Annotated in this window: 13 protein-coding genes and 1 pseudogene; 9 read left to right on the top strand and 5 right to left on the bottom strand. The window is 72.2% G+C overall.

Going from position 1 to position 18,000, the window contains the following annotated elements:
• Nucleotides 1-86: 86 nt before the first annotated feature.
• The 5 genes and pseudogenes from kynU to IF20_RS18920 all read left to right on the top strand — a co-directional run bounded on the left by kynU (nucleotide 87) and on the right by IF20_RS18920 (nucleotide 6,632).
• Nucleotides 87-1,544 carry a kynureninase gene (gene kynU, locus IF20_RS18900; protein WP_407702526.1) on the top strand — a complete coding sequence of 486 codons (1,458 nt, stop codon included), beginning with the start codon at nucleotides 87-89 and terminating at the stop codon, nucleotides 1,542-1,544.
• Nucleotides 1,541-2,668 carry an alpha/beta hydrolase family protein gene (locus tag IF20_RS18905; protein WP_110944303.1) on the top strand — a complete coding sequence of 376 codons (1,128 nt, stop codon included), beginning with the start codon at nucleotides 1,541-1,543 and terminating at the stop codon, nucleotides 2,666-2,668. Before kynU ends, IF20_RS18905 begins: the two co-directional genes overlap by 4 nt.
• 33 nt (nucleotides 2,669-2,701) lie before the next feature.
• Nucleotides 2,702-3,916, top strand: coding sequence for a cytochrome P450 (locus IF20_RS18910; protein ID WP_052866353.1), 1,215 nt, complete (start codon nucleotides 2,702-2,704; stop codon nucleotides 3,914-3,916).
• Nucleotides 3,917-4,344: 428 nt separating this feature from the next.
• Nucleotides 4,345-5,628 (top strand): annotated as a pseudogene (locus IF20_RS37920) (sensor histidine kinase); the annotation flags it as partial.
• Between the two features lie 347 nt (nucleotides 5,629-5,975).
• Complete coding sequence (locus tag IF20_RS18920; RefSeq protein WP_052866354.1) at nucleotides 5,976-6,632, top strand: response regulator; 657 nt, start codon at nucleotides 5,976-5,978, stop codon at nucleotides 6,630-6,632.
• A gap of 269 nt (nucleotides 6,633-6,901) precedes the next feature.
• Here IF20_RS18920 and IF20_RS18925 read toward each other — a convergent pair whose 3' ends face one another.
• On the bottom strand, nucleotides 6,902-8,539 hold the full coding sequence (locus IF20_RS18925) for an ABC transporter permease (RefSeq protein ID WP_052866355.1): 1,638 nt from the start codon (nucleotides 8,537-8,539) through the stop codon (nucleotides 6,902-6,904).
• Nucleotides 8,536-9,546 carry an ABC transporter ATP-binding protein gene (locus tag IF20_RS18930; protein WP_052866481.1) on the bottom strand — a complete coding sequence of 337 codons (1,011 nt, stop codon included), beginning with the start codon at nucleotides 9,544-9,546 and terminating at the stop codon, nucleotides 8,536-8,538. The genes IF20_RS18925 and IF20_RS18930 overlap by 4 nt, the downstream gene beginning before the upstream one ends.
• A gap of 123 nt (nucleotides 9,547-9,669) precedes the next feature.
• Between IF20_RS18930 and IF20_RS18935 the strand changes: the two genes are divergently transcribed.
• Nucleotides 9,670-10,200: a GbsR/MarR family transcriptional regulator gene (locus IF20_RS18935; RefSeq protein ID WP_052866356.1), complete on the top strand. Its 531-nt coding sequence runs from the start codon at nucleotides 9,670-9,672 to the stop codon at nucleotides 10,198-10,200.
• Between the two features lie 81 nt (nucleotides 10,201-10,281).
• Here IF20_RS18935 and IF20_RS18940 read toward each other — a convergent pair whose 3' ends face one another.
• Complete coding sequence (locus tag IF20_RS18940; protein WP_052866357.1) at nucleotides 10,282-11,235, bottom strand: diacylglycerol kinase family protein; 954 nt, start codon at nucleotides 11,233-11,235, stop codon at nucleotides 10,282-10,284.
• Between the two features lie 298 nt (nucleotides 11,236-11,533).
• On the opposite strand from IF20_RS18940, the gene IF20_RS18945 reads away from it, so the two are divergent.
• A complete protein-coding gene (locus IF20_RS18945; RefSeq protein WP_052866358.1) occupies nucleotides 11,534-12,820 on the top strand; it encodes an adenylosuccinate synthase in 1,287 nt (428 codons plus the stop codon).
• Nucleotides 12,821-12,918: 98 nt separating this feature from the next.
• Here IF20_RS18945 and IF20_RS18950 read toward each other — a convergent pair whose 3' ends face one another.
• Nucleotides 12,919-14,910, bottom strand: coding sequence for a serine/threonine-protein kinase (locus IF20_RS18950; RefSeq protein ID WP_052866359.1), 1,992 nt, complete (start codon nucleotides 14,908-14,910; stop codon nucleotides 12,919-12,921).
• A gap of 146 nt (nucleotides 14,911-15,056) precedes the next feature.
• Nucleotides 15,057-16,040: a phosphatidylinositol-specific phospholipase C gene (locus tag IF20_RS18955; RefSeq protein WP_052866360.1), complete on the bottom strand. Its 984-nt coding sequence runs from the start codon at nucleotides 16,038-16,040 to the stop codon at nucleotides 15,057-15,059.
• Between the two features lie 385 nt (nucleotides 16,041-16,425).
• Between IF20_RS18955 and IF20_RS18960 the strand changes: the two genes are divergently transcribed.
• Both IF20_RS18960 and IF20_RS18965 read left to right on the top strand, forming a co-directional pair.
• Entirely contained in the window at nucleotides 16,426-17,169 is a 744-nt protein-coding gene (locus IF20_RS18960) for a DUF4956 domain-containing protein (protein WP_199896650.1), read from the top strand.
• On the top strand, nucleotides 17,166-17,972 hold the full coding sequence (locus tag IF20_RS18965) for a polyphosphate polymerase domain-containing protein (RefSeq protein WP_052866361.1): 807 nt from the start codon (nucleotides 17,166-17,168) through the stop codon (nucleotides 17,970-17,972). The genes IF20_RS18960 and IF20_RS18965 overlap by 4 nt, the downstream gene beginning before the upstream one ends.
• Nucleotides 17,973-18,000: the final 28 nt, after the last annotated feature.

The following is an 18,000-nucleotide window of genomic DNA, read 5'->3' on the forward strand; positions in this document are numbered from 1 at the left end:
CAGACGGCGCGACGACCGGCGGTATGGGTGCGTCCGGGGTGACGGGCGGGGGCGTGGATGCGTCGTCCGGCGTAGCTGCCGGGGGCATGGATGTGCCCGGTGCGGCGACCGACAGAATCGATTCGCCCGGGGCGGCTGTCGGCGGGGTGGCCACCGGCGGTACGGTCGCCGGCCGTATGTCCACCGGCGGTACGGCCACCGGCGGTGTGGATTCGTCCGGCGCGGCGGACACCCTGGCCGGCCATGCCGTCGCCGAGGCCGCCCTCCGCGACGACCTCGCCGCCCACGCCGCGCGCAAGGACGCCGAGGATCCGCTGCGCGCCAAGCGGGCCGAGTTCGTGCTCGACGAAGCGGTCTACCTCGACGGCAACTCCCTCGGTGCCCTGCCCCACGCGGTCCCCGAGCGGGTCCGCGAGGTCATCGCCCGCGAATGGGGTGAGCTGCGCATCCGCTCCTGGTCGGAATCCGGCTGGTGGACCGCGCCCGAACGGATCGGCGACCGCATCGCCCCGCTCCTCGGCGCCGCCCCCGGTCAGGTCGTCGTCGGCGACTCCACCAGCATCAACGTCTTCAAGGCCCTGGTCGCCGCCGTACGCATGGCCAACGAGACCGGGCCGGCGGCCGGCGGCGTCCCCCGGGACGAGATCCTCGTCGACGCCGCGACGTTCCCGACCGACGGTTACATCGCCCGGTCCGCCGCCCGGCTCACCGGCTGCACCCTGCGCCCCGTCGAAGCCGCCCGGATGCCCGTCGAAGCGTCGGAGCGTACCGCCGCCGCGCTGGTCAACCACGTCGACTACCGCTCCGGCCGGATCAACGACCTGCCCGGCATCACCGCCGCCCTGCACGAAGCGGGCGCCCTCGCCGTCTGGGACCTCTGCCACAGCGCGGGCGCCCTGCCCGTCGACCTGGACGCGCACGGCGTGGACCTCGCCGTCGGCTGCACGTACAAGTACCTCAACGGCGGCCCCGGCGCCCCCGCCTACCTGTACATCCGCGCCGAGCACCAGCCGCGCTTCGACTCACCGCTGCCCGGCTGGAACTCCCACGCCGACCCCTTCGGCATGGACGCCGAGTACGTGCCGGCGCCGGGCGTCGAACGCGGCCGCGTCGGCACCCCGGACATCCTCTCGCTGCTCGCCCTGGAAGCCGCGCTGGAGGTCTGGGAAGGCGTCGCCATCGAGGACGTGCGCGCCAAGAGCCTCGCGCTCACCGACTTCTTCCTCGAATGCGTACGGGCCTACGTCCCCCGCGGCCGGGTGCGGTCGGTCACCCCGGAACGGCACGACGAACGCGGCAGCCAGGTCGCCCTGGAATGCGCCGGGGCCACCGAGGTGATGGGCGAACTGATCCGGCACGGCGTGATCGGCGACTTCCGCCACCCCGACGTGCTGCGCTTCGGCTTCACCCCGCTCTACACCTCCTTCGCCGACGCGGAACGCGCCGCCCGGACCCTCGCCGAGATCCTGGCGTACGTCCCGGGCGACGGCAGCGCGTCCGCGGTCGCCGCGGGCGGCCCGGAAGAGGGCCCGGTCACGGTATGAACGCCCCGACCCCGGACGCGGAGGCCGCGCTGTCGGGTCTCCGGCCCGCTGCGCCGGTGGGGGAGGAAGCCGCGCTCTTGGGCCTCCCGCCCGTCGCGCCGGACGACCGTCTCGTCTACGGCGACCACCCGGACCAGGTCGTCGACCTGTACCGGCCGCCGACCACGGCACCTGCCCTTACGCCCACGGTGTCCGGCCCGCCGACCATGGCCCCTGCCCTGTCGCCCACGCCCCCTGCCCTGTCGTCCACGGCACCTGCTCCGCCGGCCGGCGGCCGCACCGCGCCGCTGGTCGTGCTGTTGCACGGCGGCTTCTGGCGCGTGGCGTACGACCGTACGCACCTGTCACCGGCGGCCGCCGCGCTGGCCCGGAACGGCCTGCACGTCGCGCTCGCCGAGTACCGCAGGGCCGGCGGAGGCGGCGGCCTGCCGGAGACGTTCGACGATGTGACCGAGGCGGTACGGACGGCGGTCGCCGCGGCACCCGCCGGCACTCCCGTGCTCGTCGCCGGCCACTCCGCCGGCGGCCACCTCGCCCTCTGGGCCGCCGCCCACCCCGGCCCGGTCACCGCGGTCGTCGCCCTCGCCCCGGTAGCCGATCTCGCCCGCGCCCACGACCTGCGGCTGAGCAACGGCGCGGTGGCGGAGTTCCTGAGCGGCGGCACGCCCGCACCGCTCGCGCCGGCGGCGCTGACGGCACGCATCGCCGAGACCGACCCCGTACGGCTGCCACCCCGTGTACCGGTGACGCTCCTGCACGGCACGGACGACCCCGACGTACCGGTGGAACTGTCGCGACGGTACGCGAAGGCGCACGGCAGCGGCCTGTTCGGGGACACCGCCGGGACCGGCGCCGGCGGCGCATGCGGGGACTCCGGCAACGGAACCGGTGGCGGCGCACCCGTCGTCCTGCGCGAACTCCCTGGTGTGGGGCACTACGCCGCCGTCACACCCGGCACGGACGCGTTCGCCGCGCTGCACGAGGCGCTGGTCAGCGCGGCGGGAGCCACGCGGGGAGCCGGGGCGGGGCCGCACCGGAACGCGCTGCGCCGGGTCGGGGCCGTACCGGATTCCGCTGCGGAAGTCACCCCGGACGACGGGCGATCCGGCCGTACCGGCCCCTGACCGGCGCCCCACCCGCGGCGGTACCGTCCCCCCATGGCAGCCGTCGCCGCATTCGCCCCCTGGTCGCCCGAGTTCGTCGCCGACCCCTACCCCGGCCTCGCCGAACTGCGCGCCGCCGGCCGTGTGCACTACTTCCCGCCCTCCGACCAGTGGCTCGTACCGCACCACGCCGACGTCGGCGCGCTCCTGCGGGACCGCCGTCTCGGCCGTACCTACCTGCACCGCTTCACCCACCAGGAATTCGGCCGCACCCCACCCCCGCCCGCGCACGAGCCCTTCCACGCCCTCAACAGCAACTCCCTGCTCGACACGGAGGCCCCCGACCACACCCGGCTGCGCCGCCTGGTGTCCAAGGCGTTCACGCCCCGCACCGTCGAGCAACTGGCCCCCGTCGTCCGCACACTCGCCGAGGGACTGGTCGACGACTTCGTCACGGCGGGCGGCGGTGACCTGCTGACCGCGATCGCCGAGCCGCTCCCGGTCGCGGTCATCGCCGAGATGCTCGGCGTCCCCGAAGCCGACCGTCACCTGCTGCGCCCCTGGTCAGCCGCCATCTGTGGGATGTACGAGCTGAACCCGCCGGAGGAGACGGCACGCCGCGCGGTACAGGCCTCCCTCGAATTCTCCGCCTACCTCCGCGAACTCATCGCCACCCGGCGCAAGGACCCCGGCGACGACCTGATCAGCGGCCTGATCGCCGCCCACGACGAGGGCGACCGGCTGACCGAACAGGAAATGACCTCCACCTGCGCGCTGCTCCTCAACGCCGGCCACGAAGCCACCGTCAACACCACCACCAACGGCTGGCTCGCCCTCTTCCGGCACCCCGCGCAACTCGCCGCGCTCCGCGCCGCCCCGGACGCGCTGCTCCCCACCGCCATCGAGGAGCTGCTGCGGTACGCCACCCCGCTCCAGCTCTTCGAACGCTGGGTGCTCGACGACATCGAGATCGACGGCACGGTCATCCCGCGCGGCGCGGAGGTCGCCCTCCTCTTCGGCTCGGCCAACCGCGACCCGGCCCGCTTCGACCGGCCGGAGGAGCTGGACCTCGCCCGCCCGGACAACCCGCACGTCACCCTCGGTGCCGGTATCCACTACTGCCTGGGCGCCCCGCTCGCCCGCCTGGAACTGGCCGCCTCCTTCGGCGCCCTCCTCCGTGCCGCCCCGGCCCTCCGTCTCGCCACCGAACCCTCCTGGAAGCCGAACTTCGTGATCAGGGGAGTGCGGGAACTGCTGGTGGAGATCTGAGGAAGGGGGGTGGGGGCTGGGCGTTGCGGATTGGGGGCTGTGGGGTGCGGGTTGCGGGTCGAGGGTTTGGGGTTGGGAGTTGTGGGCTGTGGGCTGGAGCTGAGGGCTCCCGCCTCGCGGTAATGCGGACGCCGGAACCCGCGGCCGGCCGCCGTCGGCGTGTAGTACTTGAGACGGACCCGCACAGATCCCCATCGGGCCGGACGCCACCGACCGTCTCCGTACATACGGTGGGGTGCGTGAACAAGAAACCTCAGTCTGTGGAGGGCGCGGGCGGCGCGTACGGTGCGGACAACGCGTATAGCGCGCATGGCGCGCATGGCGCGGACGATGCGTATGGCGCGTACGGCGCGGGTGGCGCGGACGGCGCACGCCGGAAGCAGGGCGACGCCGGGTACGCCCGTGCCGGCGGGCACCCCGAAGCACGCATTGTGAGCGGTGTGCTGAGCGGCCTCCGCCGGGACCTGTTCTCCCACCCCTTCGCCTTCCGTCCGCTGCCCCCGCTGGACGCCGACCGGGTGGCCGGCTGGGTGCCGTGGATGCCGCCCCGGACGAGCCGCTACCTGCGTTGGTTCCCGCACGCGCTGGTCCTCGGCTACGCCTTCGTGCTGCTGATGTTCGCCACCCAGGCGGTCAGCGTCGGGCCGCCGCTGATCGTGCTGATCTTCGGCGTACTCGTGGCGGGCCCGCCGGCGATGACGCTCGTCCGGCCGGTGGGTGCTTTCTGGGTGTCGCTGCTGGCCGTGTGCTTCGGGATACTCGGCGGCGGTGGAGGCGCCTGGCTGTTCTCCGTCATGGGGCACCTCGCGACGATGACCCTGGTGGTCCTGCGCACCCGGCCTCGGCTGGCGCCGGAGATGTGGGCGGTGACGTTCGCCGTGCTCACGCCGGGAGTCGTCGTGCTGGGTAGCGACACCGGCCTGCTGCCGCAGGTGGCCTTGGCGAACGGGGTCGTCCTGCTCGCGGCCGCGGCCGTTCGTGCCTGGCGCGAGGAACGGCAGCAGGTCGAGGAGACCCGTACGGTCACGGCGGTGGAACGGTCGCGGCGCACCACGTTGGAGGAGCGCGCGACCATCGCCCGCGAGCTGCACGACGTCGTCGCGCACCACATGTCGGTCATCGCCATTCAGGCCGAGGCGGCGCCGTACCGTGTGCGTGACACGCCTCCCGAGCTGGCCACCGCCTTCTCGACCATCCGCGAGAACGCCGTCGCCGCGCTCACCGAACTGCGGCGCATCCTGGGCGTCGTACGGTCCGAGGACCCGGACGCCTTCGCCGGCCCCGAGGCACCCCAGCCCACCCTTGCCGACCTGGACGGTCTGCTGGACAGCGTGCGTGGGGCGGGGCTCAGCGTCACGGCCGTCGTCACCGGCGCGGTCCGGCAACTTCCGCAGGGCGTCGAGCTGTCGGCGTACCGGATCATCCAGGAGGCGCTGAGCAACACGCTGCGGCATGCGCCGGGCGCCGAGGCCCAGGTGGAGGTCGCCTACGTACTCGGTGGGCTCGGCCTCCGCGTCGTCAACGGCCCCGCGAACCGCCTGGCCAAGCCCTCGCCCGGTGCAGGCCACGGCGTCCTCGGGATGCATGAACGCGTCGGCATGCTCAACGGCGAGATGACCAACGGCCCGACCGCGGACGGCGGCTACGAGGTCGCGGTCTTCCTCCCGGCAGCCTCCACACCGGACAACAGCGACACGTCGGCCCCTGGAGCGTCGAGAACGACGGCAGCGTCGAGAACGCCCGGAACGTCGGGGGCGACCGGAGCGTCAGGGACGATCGGAGTATCGGAGGCGGCTGGAGCATCCGGCGGGCTCGGGACGCCCGATGGCCGCGGGGCATACGGTGGCCACGGGTCGCCCGGTGGCAGTCCGATTCCTGGTACGAAGGAGCCGTCACCCACCCGTCCGATGCGGCACCCCACCACCGGACAGCAGCCCACCGATGCGCAGCCCACCGCTTCACAGTCCGCCGATTCGCTGCCCACCAATTCCCAGTCCGCCGATGCACAGTCCACCGTGTCGCTGAACAAGCCGGACACCCCGCCGGAGAGGCCGCAGGAATGATCAGGGTTCTGATCGTCGACGACCAGGTGATGGTCCGCGAGGGCTTCTCGGTCCTCCTCAACGCGATGCCGGACATCGAGGTCGTCGGCGAGGCGGTGAACGGCCGCGACGCGGTCGCCCAGGTCGCCGCGCTCCACCCGGACGTCGTCCTGATGGACATCCGCATGCCGGAGGTCAACGGCCTCGACGCCACTCGCGAGATCGTCGCCGCCGACGCGGATGCCAAGGTGTTGGTGCTGACCACCTTCGACCTGGACGAGTACGTCTACCAAGCGCTCCGCGTGGGAGCCAGCGGCTTCCTCCTCAAGGACGCCTCCGCCGGCCAGTTGGCGGAGGGCGTACGGATCGTCGCGTCCGGCGAAGCACTTCTCGCGCCGACCGTCACCAAGCGACTGATCTCGGAGTTCTCCCGGCTGGGCGCGCCCCGGCCGCCCGCCCAGGACCGCGTCGCCGACCTCACGGAACGGGAGACGGAGGTCCTGGTGCTGGTCGCTCAGGGCCTGTCGAACGGTGAGATCGCCGCCCACCTCGTCGTCGCCGAATCCACGATCAAGACGCATGTGAGCCGCATCCTGGTGAAGCTCGGCCTCCGCGACCGCACTCAGGCCGCCGTCTTCGCCTACGAAACCGGCCTGGTGACGCCCGGCCTCTGAACCACCGCCCCGGGGCGAGTCTCTGGCTCCGGGGCGCGAGCCGTCGCCTCCCGCCCCCCCCGGGACCGCAGTCGGCGGACCCCGAACGATATCCACAGGGTGTGGATATCGCTGTGGGTCAGGGAGAAAGCCCCGACCAGCACGCCCACCGGCCGGCCGGGGCGGACCTCACACCGGCCGGCCGGGGGCGGCCCTTCATCGGCCGGCCGGGGGCGGGCCCCACCCCCGTTTCCGGGCCCGTCCCGCCGCCCCCGTAGGTCACTTCGACGTCACCCCATGTCCCGGCGCTTCGCCCCCACGAGGCCGAGGGTCGTGCTCACGGCGGCTATGAGCAGCAGCCATACGAAGGGGGTCGCCGTCACGTCGCCGCCCGGGAGCTTCGGGAGGTGGCTGAAGGGGGAGAGGTCCATCGCCCACTGCGGAAGATCGAGCGCGGGGCCGATCCAGCCGAGGGCCAGGGACACCCCGACCAGCCCCCAGGCCGCCGTGGCGAGCTTCGGGAGGACGCCGAACAGGAAGGTGGCGAGCCCGGTCAGGACCCAGACCGCCGGTATCTGCGCCAGCGTCGCACCCACGATGGGGCCGAACCGTCCGCCCATGTCACCGGTGGTGCTCCCGTACCCGATCGCCAGCCCCACTCCGCCGGCAGCCAGCACCACGCCCGTGCCGAGGAACGCGACCACCAGGTGGCTCGCCACCCAGCGCAGCCGTCCGACCGCGCCGGCCAGTACCGGTTCGGCCCGGTCGCCGGTCTCCTCACCGCGCAACCGCAGCACCGCGCCCGTCGCGTAGAGGGCCGCGACCATGCCCAGCATGCCGGCCATGGTGGCCAGGAACGTGTCGGTCAGCGCCTGGGCGCCGCCCATCCGTTCCAGGATCTGCCGGGTCTGTTCGTTGTCGCCGACCATGTCGGGGGCGCCGTTGGCGATGCCACCGAACACCCCGCCGGCCACCACGAATCCGATCGTCCAGCCGAGCAGTGTCATGCGCTGGAGTCGCCAGGCGAGGCCGAACGCGCCGTTCAGTGACGCCGGCGCACGGGCCGGCCCCGGCCGCGCGGGCAGGAAGCTCATCCCGAGGTCGCGCCGCGCGGTCAGTGCGTACCCGGCGTATGCCGTGGCGCCCGTGCCGGCGGCCAACAGCAGGAGTACCCACCAGCGTTCGTCGGCGTAGGCCCGAAGATGCTGGGACCAGCCGATCGGCGAGATCCACGTCAGCGGCGAGGACCCGTCGGCGGTCGCGGCGTCGCCCGCGGCCCGCAGGACGAAGGCGAGCCCCACGACGGCGCCCGTCAGACCCTTGGCGAGCCGTGCGCTCTCGGTGAGTTGTGCGGCGATGGTGGCGACGCCCGCGAAGAAGATGCCGCAACCGCCGATGGCCAGGCCGAGCGCCAACGAGCCCGCGGCCGGTTGACCTGAGGCGGTGAGGCCGGCGCCGATGACCAGCGCCAGGGCGATGTTGGCGAGGAACGCGGTCAGCAGGGCGGCGGTGATCGGCGCGCGGCGGCCGACCATGGCCGCCGACAGCATTTCCTGACGGCCCGTCTCCTCTTCCTCCCTGGTGTGCCGTACGACGATGAGCAGGCTCATCACGGCGGCGAGCACCGCTCCGAAGCCGGCCATGCGCCAGGCGACCAGTCCGCCGATCGAATCGCCGAACACCGGCCCGTACAGCGCGCGCATGGAGGCGTTGGCGTTCATCGACCGGGCCAGCTCGGAGCGCTGGGCCGCGGTGTCGTAGAGCGCTTCGAAGGAGCCGCCCAGGCTTGCCACCGTCAGCCCGAGCAGCAGGACCCACAGCGGGATCATCAGCCGGTCGCGACGCAGGGCGAGGCGGAGCAGGGTGCCGGTGCCGGCCAGGTCGCGGGTCCCGCTCCGGACGGCGGGGCCGGCGAGTACGGCGGTCATCGCGTGGTCACCCCTTCGGCGTCGGAGGGCTCCGCGCCGGACGGTCGAACGGCTGCCTTCGTGGCGGCGTCGGTGCGGTGGTACCCGTCGCCCGGTTCGCCGCCCAACTCGTCCTGGTAGTGCCGCAGGAACAGCTCCTCCAGCGTCGGCGGCGTACTCGTCAGGCTGCGTACGCCGGAGGTGGTGAGGGAGCGCAGTACGGCGTCGAGCTTGTCGGTGTCGACCTGGAGCCGCACCCGGTTGCCCTGCACGTCGAGGCCGTGCACGCCGGGGAGGCGGGACAGCCCGTCGGGCGGGCCGGCCAGCTCCGCGGCGACGGAGGTGCGGGTGAGGTGGCGGAGGTCGGCGAGCGAGCCGCTCTCCACGGTCCGGCCCTTGCGGATGATGCTGACCCGGTCGCACAACGCCTCGACCTCGGACAGGAGGTGACTGGAGAGCAGGACCGTGCGTCCGCGGTCGCGTGCCTCCAGGACGCACTCCTGGAAGACCTCCTCCATCAGCGGGTCGAGGCCGGAGGTCGGCTCGTCGAGGATCAGCAGGTCCGCGTCGGAGGCGAAGGCGGCGACCAGGGCGACCTTCTGTCGGTTGCCCTTGGAGTACGTACGCCCCTTCTTGGTGGGGTCGAGCTCGAAGTGCTCCAGCAGCCTGGCCCTGCGGGCGTTGTCGAGCCCGCCGCGGAGGCGGCCGTAGAGGTCTATGACCTCGCCGCCGGAGAGGTTGCGCCACAGCGTCACGTCCCCGGGCACGTACGCGATGCGGCGGTGCAGTGCGACCGCGTCGTGCCAGGGGTCCTTGCCCAGCAGGCGGGCGTCTCCGCGGTCGGCGCGCAGCAGGCCCAGCAGGACACGGATGGTGGTGGACTTCCCGGCGCCGTTGGGGCCGAGGAAGCCGTGAACCTCGCCAGGGGTGACGGTGAGGTCGAGACCATCGAGCGCGCGGGTGCGCCCGAACGACTTGTGGAGACCGGCGACGTGGACCGCCGCTGCCGGGTCTGTTGCTGCAGTCATGATTTTGAACATACGCTACTTTCACAAACTTGTGAAGTTAAGGAAGCGTATAAAATCGAGGAGCGTGCGAGGGAGTCGGAGCGCGCGTCGTCGGTCGCCGGGGGTTCGGGAGAGGATGAGCAGATGAGCGAGGAGCAGTGGGTGGAACGGCGGGACGACGAGGCGGTTGCCCAGTTCGTGGAGCGCTTCGCCGCGCAGCTCGTGGACGCGGGAATGCAGCGGATGCCCGCCCGGGTGTTCTCCTGTCTGATCTCCTCGGACTCCGGCGTGCTCACCTCCGCGGAGATCAGCGAACGGCTGAGCATCAGCCCCGCCGCCGTCTCCGGCGCGATCCGCTACCTCTCGCAGGTCGGCATGGTCGGCCGGGAGCGCGAGCCCGGTTCCCGGCGCGACCGGTACCGGGTGCACAGCGAGCAGTGGCACGAGGCGCTGACCCGCAAGAACAGCAACATGACCCGCCTGGAAACGGCGCTGCGCGAAGGCGTGGACAGCCTCGGCGAGAGCTCGCCGGCCGGTCGCCGGGTCGGTGAGACCCTCGCGTTCTTCGAGTTCATGCAGCAGGAGCTGACCGTGATGATGGAGCGCTGGCGGGCGCACCGTGACCAGCTGCGCGCCCAGCAGGAGGCCGAGGACGAAGGCCGTCTGCCCGGCTGAGGTCGCGCGCCCGCGACCGGAGCCGTGGATTTCTCCGCAGCCGCAGATCCGGGCGTGAGAAGCGTCACCCCCGCCGCGGGGTCACTTCCGGGGGAGCGTCAACCGCCACGCGGAGGGCTGGACCGTCCAGGTCCGCGTCCTGACCGGCCCGCCGATCAGCGCGTCGGCCCGGTAGTGGAAATCGGGCCCGGACACCGTCACGGCCCGCGCCCGTACCCGTACCGGCGCCTCCGAGGCCTGCCACTGCACGACCACCTCGGCCAGCCCCTGCGGCTCCTGCGACGCGCACGCCGCCCCGTCGCGCGGCTCCGTTCCGTGCGCCGCCGTGCACCCCACGGGCGCGACCGACACGCGGTGCACCGGCCGGTCCAGGTCGGCCAGCACCACGCCGTCCGCCTCCACCCGCAGCCGCGGCAGTACCCGCTCGCCGCGCCGGGCGCGGCTCCCGCCGCCACCCGGGACGGGCGCCGTGAGCAGCGAGAAGGCCGCTCGGGCGGTCCGTGCGGCCGGGGACCACCAGGGCTGCTGCGCGGGTACGACGGGCTCCTCCGCGGCCGCACGCGGCGCCGGTGCGGGCTGCTCGGCCACGTCGCCGCCCGGAATGCGCAGCCCGCCCAGCACGATCCCGTCGCTGTCGTCGGACAGCAGGTCGAGGGCGCGTTCCTGCCCGTCCAGGACGGCGCGCGCGGCGGACACGGTGTCCGTGGGGACGCCCAGCGCCCGGCACAGGGCCACCCCGGGCGGCGCCCCGACGGGTACCAGCGACAGGGCCACCCGGGCCAGCTCACGCTCCTTGTGGAGCAGCTCGACCGTGCGCATCAGGGCGCGGTCGTCGCCGATCACCACGGGGCGGCGTTGCCCCCTTCGGGCGAGCACCCGGGCGAATTCCCCGGGATCGTCCGGGAAGCAGATCTTCGTGGTCGCGGCCGCAGACAGGACGTCCTTGGCGATGCGTACGGACTCGCCGTCCACACGGCGGGCGACCGGGTCGATGACCACGAGCAGGGAGCGCCCGGCAAGGTCTGGAGCCGACACCTCGGTCCTTCCTAGGGCTTGCGTTCTCTCGGGGAACGGACTCGGACGGGAAGGGGGCAAAACGGTCGTCGCGACCGCCGCAGGCCCCGTGCCCCGGCGCCGGCCGGGCGCCCCGGGACTGTCCTGTTCGTCGCCCGAGAGAAATGTTGGGTAATCTCTCGGTGCAAGAGCCCCTGTCGTTGTTGCGCCAGGGGCTTCGTCTATCCGGGGCACCGGTTCGACGGCTCGCGCGGCGGCTGCACCAGGCAGTGAGCCGCTCGCACGTTGGACATGCCCCGCCCGGAAGGGGTGTACGCCTGTGCCCGCACTTGTGCTGCTCGGTGCTCAGTGGGGTGACGAGGGCAAGGGAAAGGCCACCGACCTGCTCGGTGGGTCCGTCGACTATGTAGTGCGCTATCAGGGCGGCAACAATGCCGGCCACACGGTCGTCGTGGGCGACCAGAAGTACGCACTGCACCTGCTCCCTTCCGGGATCCTCTCGCCGGGGTGCACCCCGGTCATCGGTAACGGCGTCGTCGTCGACCCGGCGGTCCTGCTCTCCGAGCTGAGCGGACTGAACGAGCGCGGCGTCGACACGTCCAAGCTGCTGATCAGCGGCAACGCGCACCTGATCACGCCGTACAACATCACCGTCGACAAGGTGACGGAGCGCTTCCTCGGCAAGCGCAAGATCGGCACCACGGGCCGCGGCATCGGCCCGACCTACGCCGACAAGATCAACCGCACCGGCATCCGGGTGCAGGACCTCTTCGACGAGTCGATCCTGCTCCAGAAGGTCGAGGCGGCCCTCGACTTCAAGAACCAGGTGCTCGCCAAGCTCTACAACCACCGCGCGGTGGTCGCCGAGCAGGTCGTCGAGGAGATGCTCGGCTACGCCGACCAGATCAAGGGCTACGTGGCCGACACCACGCTGATCCTCAACGACGCCATCGACGAGGGCAAGGTCGTCCTCTTCGAGGGCGGCCAGGGCACGCTCCTGGACGTCGACCACGGCACGTACCCCTTCGTGACCTCGTCGAACCCGACCGCCGGCGGTGCCTGCACCGGTGCGGGCGTCGGCCCGACCAAGATCAACCGGGTCATCGGCATCCTCAAGGCGTACACCACGCGTGTCGGCGCCGGCCCGTTCCCGACCGAGCTGTTCGACGAGGACGGCGAGGCACTGCGCACCATCGGTGGCGAGCGCGGTGTGACCACCGGCCGTGACCGTCGCTGCGGCTGGTTCGACGCGGTCATCGCGCGCTACGCGACCCGCGTCAACGGCCTCACCGACTTCTTCCTGACCAAGCTCGACGTGCTGACCGGCTGGGAGCAGATCCCGGTCTGCGTCGCCTACGAGATCGACGGCAAGCGGGTCGAGGAGCTGCCGCACAACCAGAGCGACTTCCACCACGCGAAGCCGGTCTACGAGATGCTCCCGGGCTGGTCCGAGGACATCACCAAGGCCAAGACCTTCGCCGAGCTCCCGAAGAACGCCCAGGCGTACGTCAAGGCGCTGGAGGACATGTCGGGCGCCCCGATCTCCGCCATCGGCGTCGGCCCGGGCCGCGACGAGACGATCCAGATCAACTCGTTCCTGGACTGAGGCACGGTCCCAGGCACTCCAAGGGGCCCGTGGCCCCTGCCCCACGATGGCCGCGCCCTCGTGGCGGCGCCCTCACGAGTGACGGCCGGCAGCCGCGTTCACTGCACCTTCGTGTAGGTACGCGGCTGCTTGTCGTTGCCGCGGAACTCGCGCACGAGAGAGCCGTCGCCCGCGATCCGGAAGTACGACGAACTGCTGGCCGTGCATCCGGGGGCGCGCCGCTGCACCACCGAGGGGCCGACCGTCAGCTTCCCGTCGGCCGAGTAGAAGTCCGCACGTGCCGTGCAGTGCCCGCCGCTGCCCCGCACCTCGATCGTCACGGCGGGGCTGCCCACGGGCCTGCGTTCGATCGTCACCCGCTGGGTGCCCACCCCGTCGGCGTTCGGCCGCTCCCACGTACCCAGGTACGCCGTCGGCACCACCTCGTGGTCCGCCGGACGCAGCGTCGCCGTACGCCCCGCCGCGTTCCACACGAGGGTGCCGTGCGACCCGCGCTTCAGGCTGTGCTCACCCAGTGCCGAGCAGCGCCCCTCGGGTGCGGAGCGCACCACCTTGGTGTCCAGCCGCAGCCCGTTCGCGTCCGACACGGACACCAGCTTCCCGTCGCTCTTGCACTCGTACGTGGCGCCGAGGCTGATGCTGTTGGCGACCACCTCGCCCACCGACCCGTGCGAGATCACGAACCGCCGCTGCTGCCCCGTGGGCACGCCGTCCCGCTCCACGAACCCGGTCCAGGTGCCCACGTACGCCGCCGGGATGTCCGACCCGCCGCCGCTCCGTCCGCCCCCGCCCAGCGCGGGCACGGTGAACGTCGCCACACCGGCCGCGGCGACCACCGCGACGACAGCGCCGAGCGCCAGAGGCCAGCGGCGCCGCCGCGGCGCGGCCGGGGCCGGGGCAGGGGCAGGAGCGCCGCCCCCGGAGCCGTCCGGGCCGCCGTCCGGGCCGCCGTGCGGGCCACCCGACCCCGGCCCGCCGTCGGGCACGTGCGCGCTGCCCGGCGCCGTTGCCGAGCCGGTCGGCAGGACCGTCGTCCGTGACTCCGAGCGCTCCGAAGGGGGCGCGCCGCCCGTCTCTCCCGTACGTCCGCCCGTCTCTCCCGTACGTCCGCCCGTCTCTCCCGTACGTCCGCCCGTCTCCCCCGTACGTCCGCGTGCCGGCTGCCCCGAAGGCGGCGTGTCCGTGTCCAGCAGGCGTACGGCGTGCTGCCCCAACTGGGCGACCAGCTGAGCCGGCAACCACGGCGAGCTCGCTCCGCCGCTGCTCACCGGACCGATCTCCGAGACGATGTCCTCCGGCGCCGGCCGCTCCTCCGGGTTCTTCGCCAGGCAGCTGCCGATCAGCTCCCGCAGGTGCTTCGGCACGGAGTCCAGGTCGGGCGCGGACTCGGCGACGCGGAACATCACCGCGTGCACGCCCGATGCCGGCGACCCGAAGGGCATCTGTCCGGACGCCGCGTACGCGAGCACCGAACCCAGGCAGAAGACGTCACTGGCCGGCGTGATCCGTTCGCCGCGCACCTGCTCGGGTGACATGAAGCTCGGCGAGCCGACGACCATGCCCGTGCGGGTCTGGGTGTGCTCGCTCACCGCGTCCAGTGCCCGCGCGATACCGAAGTCGATGACGCGGGGGCCGTCGATGGTCAGCAGCACATTGGACGGCTTCAGGTCGCGGTGCACCAGGCCGACGCCGTGGATGTCGAGCAGCGCGCTGGACAGCCCGTAGGCGAGCCGCCTGACCCCGTACTCCGGCAGTGCCCCGTACGTGCCCTCCACGACCTCGCTCAGCGCCGGGCCCGCGATGTACCCGGTCGCCACCCACGGGATGTCCGCCTCGGTGTCGGCGTCCAGTACGGGCGCGGTCCACCGGCCGCCCACCCGCCGCGCCGCCGCCACCTCGGCCCGGAACCGGTCCCGGAACTCCTGCTCGACCGCCAGCTCGGCCTTGACCAGCTTCACGGCCACGGTCCTGCCGCCCTCGGAGCGCGCCAGATACACCCGCCCCATGCCGCCGGTGCCCAGCCGCCCGAGCAGGCGGTAGGCGCCGATCGTCCGCGGGTCCTCGGCCGTCAGCCCCTTGAGACCGTCCATGCCCGGCGCCCTCCCCGTTCGCTTCGCCGTTGCCGTCGCGTCCTGTGGCGTTACGGCATCGTCAGCCGAGCGTAGGCCGCCGGGGATCGCACGCGGGCAGCCGGGGCGTCACGAGGCGGGAACGATCGGTCCGGCGGGTGCGTTGGTCAGGCAGTCGTGCTCGAGGGGAAATTGCGGGCGATGAGCGATTCGATGGCAGGGGGGTGGAATTCGGGGAAGTCCATGACGACGACGCCGAGGTGGACGCCGGGTTGCTGATGGCCCGACAGGTAGTCCAGGACGGCGGGCATGACCGCGTCGGCGAGGTGCTTGGGCCAGCGGAAGCCATTGGCCGCGTCCGGGGCGAGACTGGTGAAGTTCAGATACAGCCGGCCGGAGTCCTGGTGGGCCGTCGCGGCGTCGAGGTGGCGCAGGATGTCCTGCCGCTTGGTGTCGACCGACGTCGCGTAGTGGTCCTGCAGTTCGAACCACTCGTTGGAGAAGGTGCCGTTGTCGCCCGCGGGCCAGGCGGGCGCGCTCAGCGAGGAAGCGAACTGGGTGATCAGTACGACCTTGCCACGGGCCGCGCCGAGCGTCGGAAGCGAAGGCTGGACGAGGAAGAGGTCGCCGTAGCCCTTCGGCCCCAGGTACTCGGCGAACTTGTCGCCGAGCTGGGCATCGGTGAGTCCGTGCTCGTTCTTGACGCGCATCAGCACGGTGTCGTCCGGCGAAGCCCGCAGGAAGTCCCTGCACTGATCGAGGACGGTGTTGAACGTGATGTCCTGGTAGTACGAGCCGTGATAGACGCCGAGTTCGCCGGGCACGTCCGGGGGCGGCGTACCGAGCCGGATGTCGAAGAACCGTATGCCGCGGCGCAGTTGCTCCGATATGCCCATGTTCTGGGTGTGCGACCACTCCGTCCCGTTCATCGGGTCCGTGGCGCAGGTGTCGTGCGTACCGGGAATGGTCAGCCGGGTCAGCGGGATGCCGTCCTGCAGCGCGGACATCCACCGAGCGGGATCGGCCGCCGCGGCGGAGCGGCGGGCCGCCGGGGTGACCGGGGCCGTGAGCGCACGGGCAGGTGAGGCGAGCAGGGCGGTGGCGGAGCCGGCCACGGCCGCGGCGACGAACCCTCGACGACTGATGGGCATGCGGAACCCTCCCAGTGGCATGCGGCCCGGCACCACACGGCACGAGCCTCTGCGGCGGAGCTGCGTGTGGTGAACAGGAGAGTAGCCGCAGTGGCTACAGGGGCGGGCGGGACTGAAGAAACACGTGTGGTGACCTTCGGCCGCGGACGCCCCCACTCGCGCTCCTCGCCGCCTCCCACTCACGTCCCTCACGGCCCCCCAACTCACATTCCTCGCTGCCCCCACGCGCCTTCCTTAACGCCGATGAGGGGCGCCCTTAACCCGCCGGTTCCTACGTTTTTCCTGTGCCTCCCGACGAGCGGCTTCCCCGCCGCGCCCCGGGAGCGAATCGCAGGGGACGTGGCCGCCGAACGGGACGGCCACCCGTGACCGGACGAGGTAAGCGATGACTACTCTCGGACAGCTGGCCGCCCATCTCGGGCTCGATCTCGCCGCCGTGTGCGTGCTCACCTTCGCCGTGTACTACCCGCGGCACCGGCGGCGCGACCTGGTACCGGCCTACCTGGCCCTGAACGTCGCGCTCTTCTCGGTCGTCGCGGCGCTCGCGGAAGTCAACGGCAGCGGCGGCACAGCACTGGCTTTCGGCCTTTTCGGCGTGCTCTCGATCATCCGGCTCCGCTCCGACTCCATCCAGCACGAAGAGGTCGCGTACTACTTCACGACCCTCGTCCTCGGCCTGCTGTGCGGACTCCCGCAGCTGGAGCTCGGCTACGCGACGGTCTTCACCGTCCTGCTGCTCTTCGTCATCTGGTGCGCCGACCACCCCAAGTTGCTGACCCGGAGCCGCCGCACGGTGGTCACGCTCGACACCGTGCACACCGATCCGGCCGCGCTCCGCGCCGACCTCGCCCACCGGGTGGGCGAGCCGCTGAACTGGACCGTCAAGCAGGTCGACTTCGTCCGGGACGTGACGGTCGTGGACGTCCGCTACCGCGAGATGGAACGTTCGTCCGCCGTCGCTCGTACGCCTCACAAGGCGACCGAGCACCAGGCGCCCGCGGAACCGGACCGGTACCGCGCCGACCGTTCGCCCCACGTACCCGACCACGGCCCCACCGCGCACCGCCCCGACCGCACCACCGACCTCCCCTCCGGACGTACCGCCAACGCCTCGAAGGAGACCGTGTGAACCCCGCCGTACGCGCCATCGCCCGGGCTGCACTGGCCGCCCATCCCGTCACCCTCGCCGAGGTCCAGGCCCGTGCCGAACTGCTGGCCCGGCACGACAACAGCTATCTCGTGCCGGTCGAGACCTTCGCCGACTTCGCGGCTCGGCTCACCGACCCCAAGCGCCCCGGTGGCCCCTTCAAGTCGCTGTGCATCAACGGCCGCCGCTGGTTCCGGTACAACTCCCTCTACTACGACACTCCCGACCTGCGCGCCTTCCACGACCACCGGCAGGGACGACGGCTCCGCTACAAGATCCGGGAGCGGCTCTACGAGGACACCGGCGAACGACAGTTCGAGATCAAGCTCAAGAGCGGGCGCGGTGAAACGGTCAAGTTCCGGCAGCCGATGCTGCCCGGCGACACCGCGCTGGACCGGGCGCCGAGCGAATTCCTCTCCTCGGTACTGCGCCGCACGTACGACATGACGGCCCCCACCGACCTCGCCACCTCGCTCGTCACCGACTACCAGCGGGCGACCTTCGTGGCCGACGGCCAGCGCATCACCTGCGACGCCGGCATGGTCTGCCACGACCCGCGCACCGGCCGTTCCGTCCGTGCCGACGGCGGACTGGTCCTGGTCGAGTCCAAGACCGACGGCCATCTGACCGAAGCCGACCGACTGCTGCACACCTATGGCGTCCGCCCGGCCGAGTTCACCAAGTACTGCGGCGCGCTCTCCGCCCTCCGCCCGGACCTCACCGCCAACGCCTGGCGCCGCGCCACCCGCAAGGTCTTCACCCCGACGGAACCGCACGCGGCGTGACGGGGAGGGGAAGGGGCTGGTGAACGGT

The organism is Streptomyces niger, assembly GCF_000718305.1.
Lineage (GTDB): Bacteria > Actinomycetota > Actinomycetes > Streptomycetales > Streptomycetaceae > Streptomyces > Streptomyces niger.

Bases quoted from the DNA above. Each gene is read 5' to 3' on its own strand.
- kynU (WP_407702526.1), top strand. From the start codon at position 87: ATGGATGTGCCCGGTGCGGCGACCGACAGAATCGATTCGCCCGGGGCG.
- IF20_RS18905 (WP_110944303.1), top strand. From the start codon at position 1,541: ATGAACGCCCCGACCCCGGACGCGGAGGCCGCGCTGTCGGGTCTCCGG.
- IF20_RS18910 (WP_052866353.1), top strand. From the start codon at position 2,702: ATGGCAGCCGTCGCCGCATTCGCCCCCTGGTCGCCCGAGTTCGTCGCC.
- IF20_RS18920 (WP_052866354.1), top strand. From the start codon at position 5,976: ATGATCAGGGTTCTGATCGTCGACGACCAGGTGATGGTCCGCGAGGGC.
- IF20_RS18925 (WP_052866355.1), bottom strand. From the start codon at position 8,539: ATGACCGCCGTACTCGCCGGCCCCGCCGTCCGGAGCGGGACCCGCGAC.
- IF20_RS18930 (WP_052866481.1), bottom strand. From the start codon at position 9,546: ATGACTGCAGCAACAGACCCGGCAGCGGCGGTCCACGTCGCCGGTCTC.
- IF20_RS18935 (WP_052866356.1), top strand. From the start codon at position 9,670: ATGAGCGAGGAGCAGTGGGTGGAACGGCGGGACGACGAGGCGGTTGCC.
- IF20_RS18950 (WP_052866359.1), bottom strand. From the start codon at position 14,910: ATGGACGGTCTCAAGGGGCTGACGGCCGAGGACCCGCGGACGATCGGC.
- IF20_RS18955 (WP_052866360.1), bottom strand. From the start codon at position 16,040: ATGCCCATCAGTCGTCGAGGGTTCGTCGCCGCGGCCGTGGCCGGCTCC.
- IF20_RS18960 (WP_199896650.1), top strand. From the start codon at position 16,426: ATGACTACTCTCGGACAGCTGGCCGCCCATCTCGGGCTCGATCTCGCC.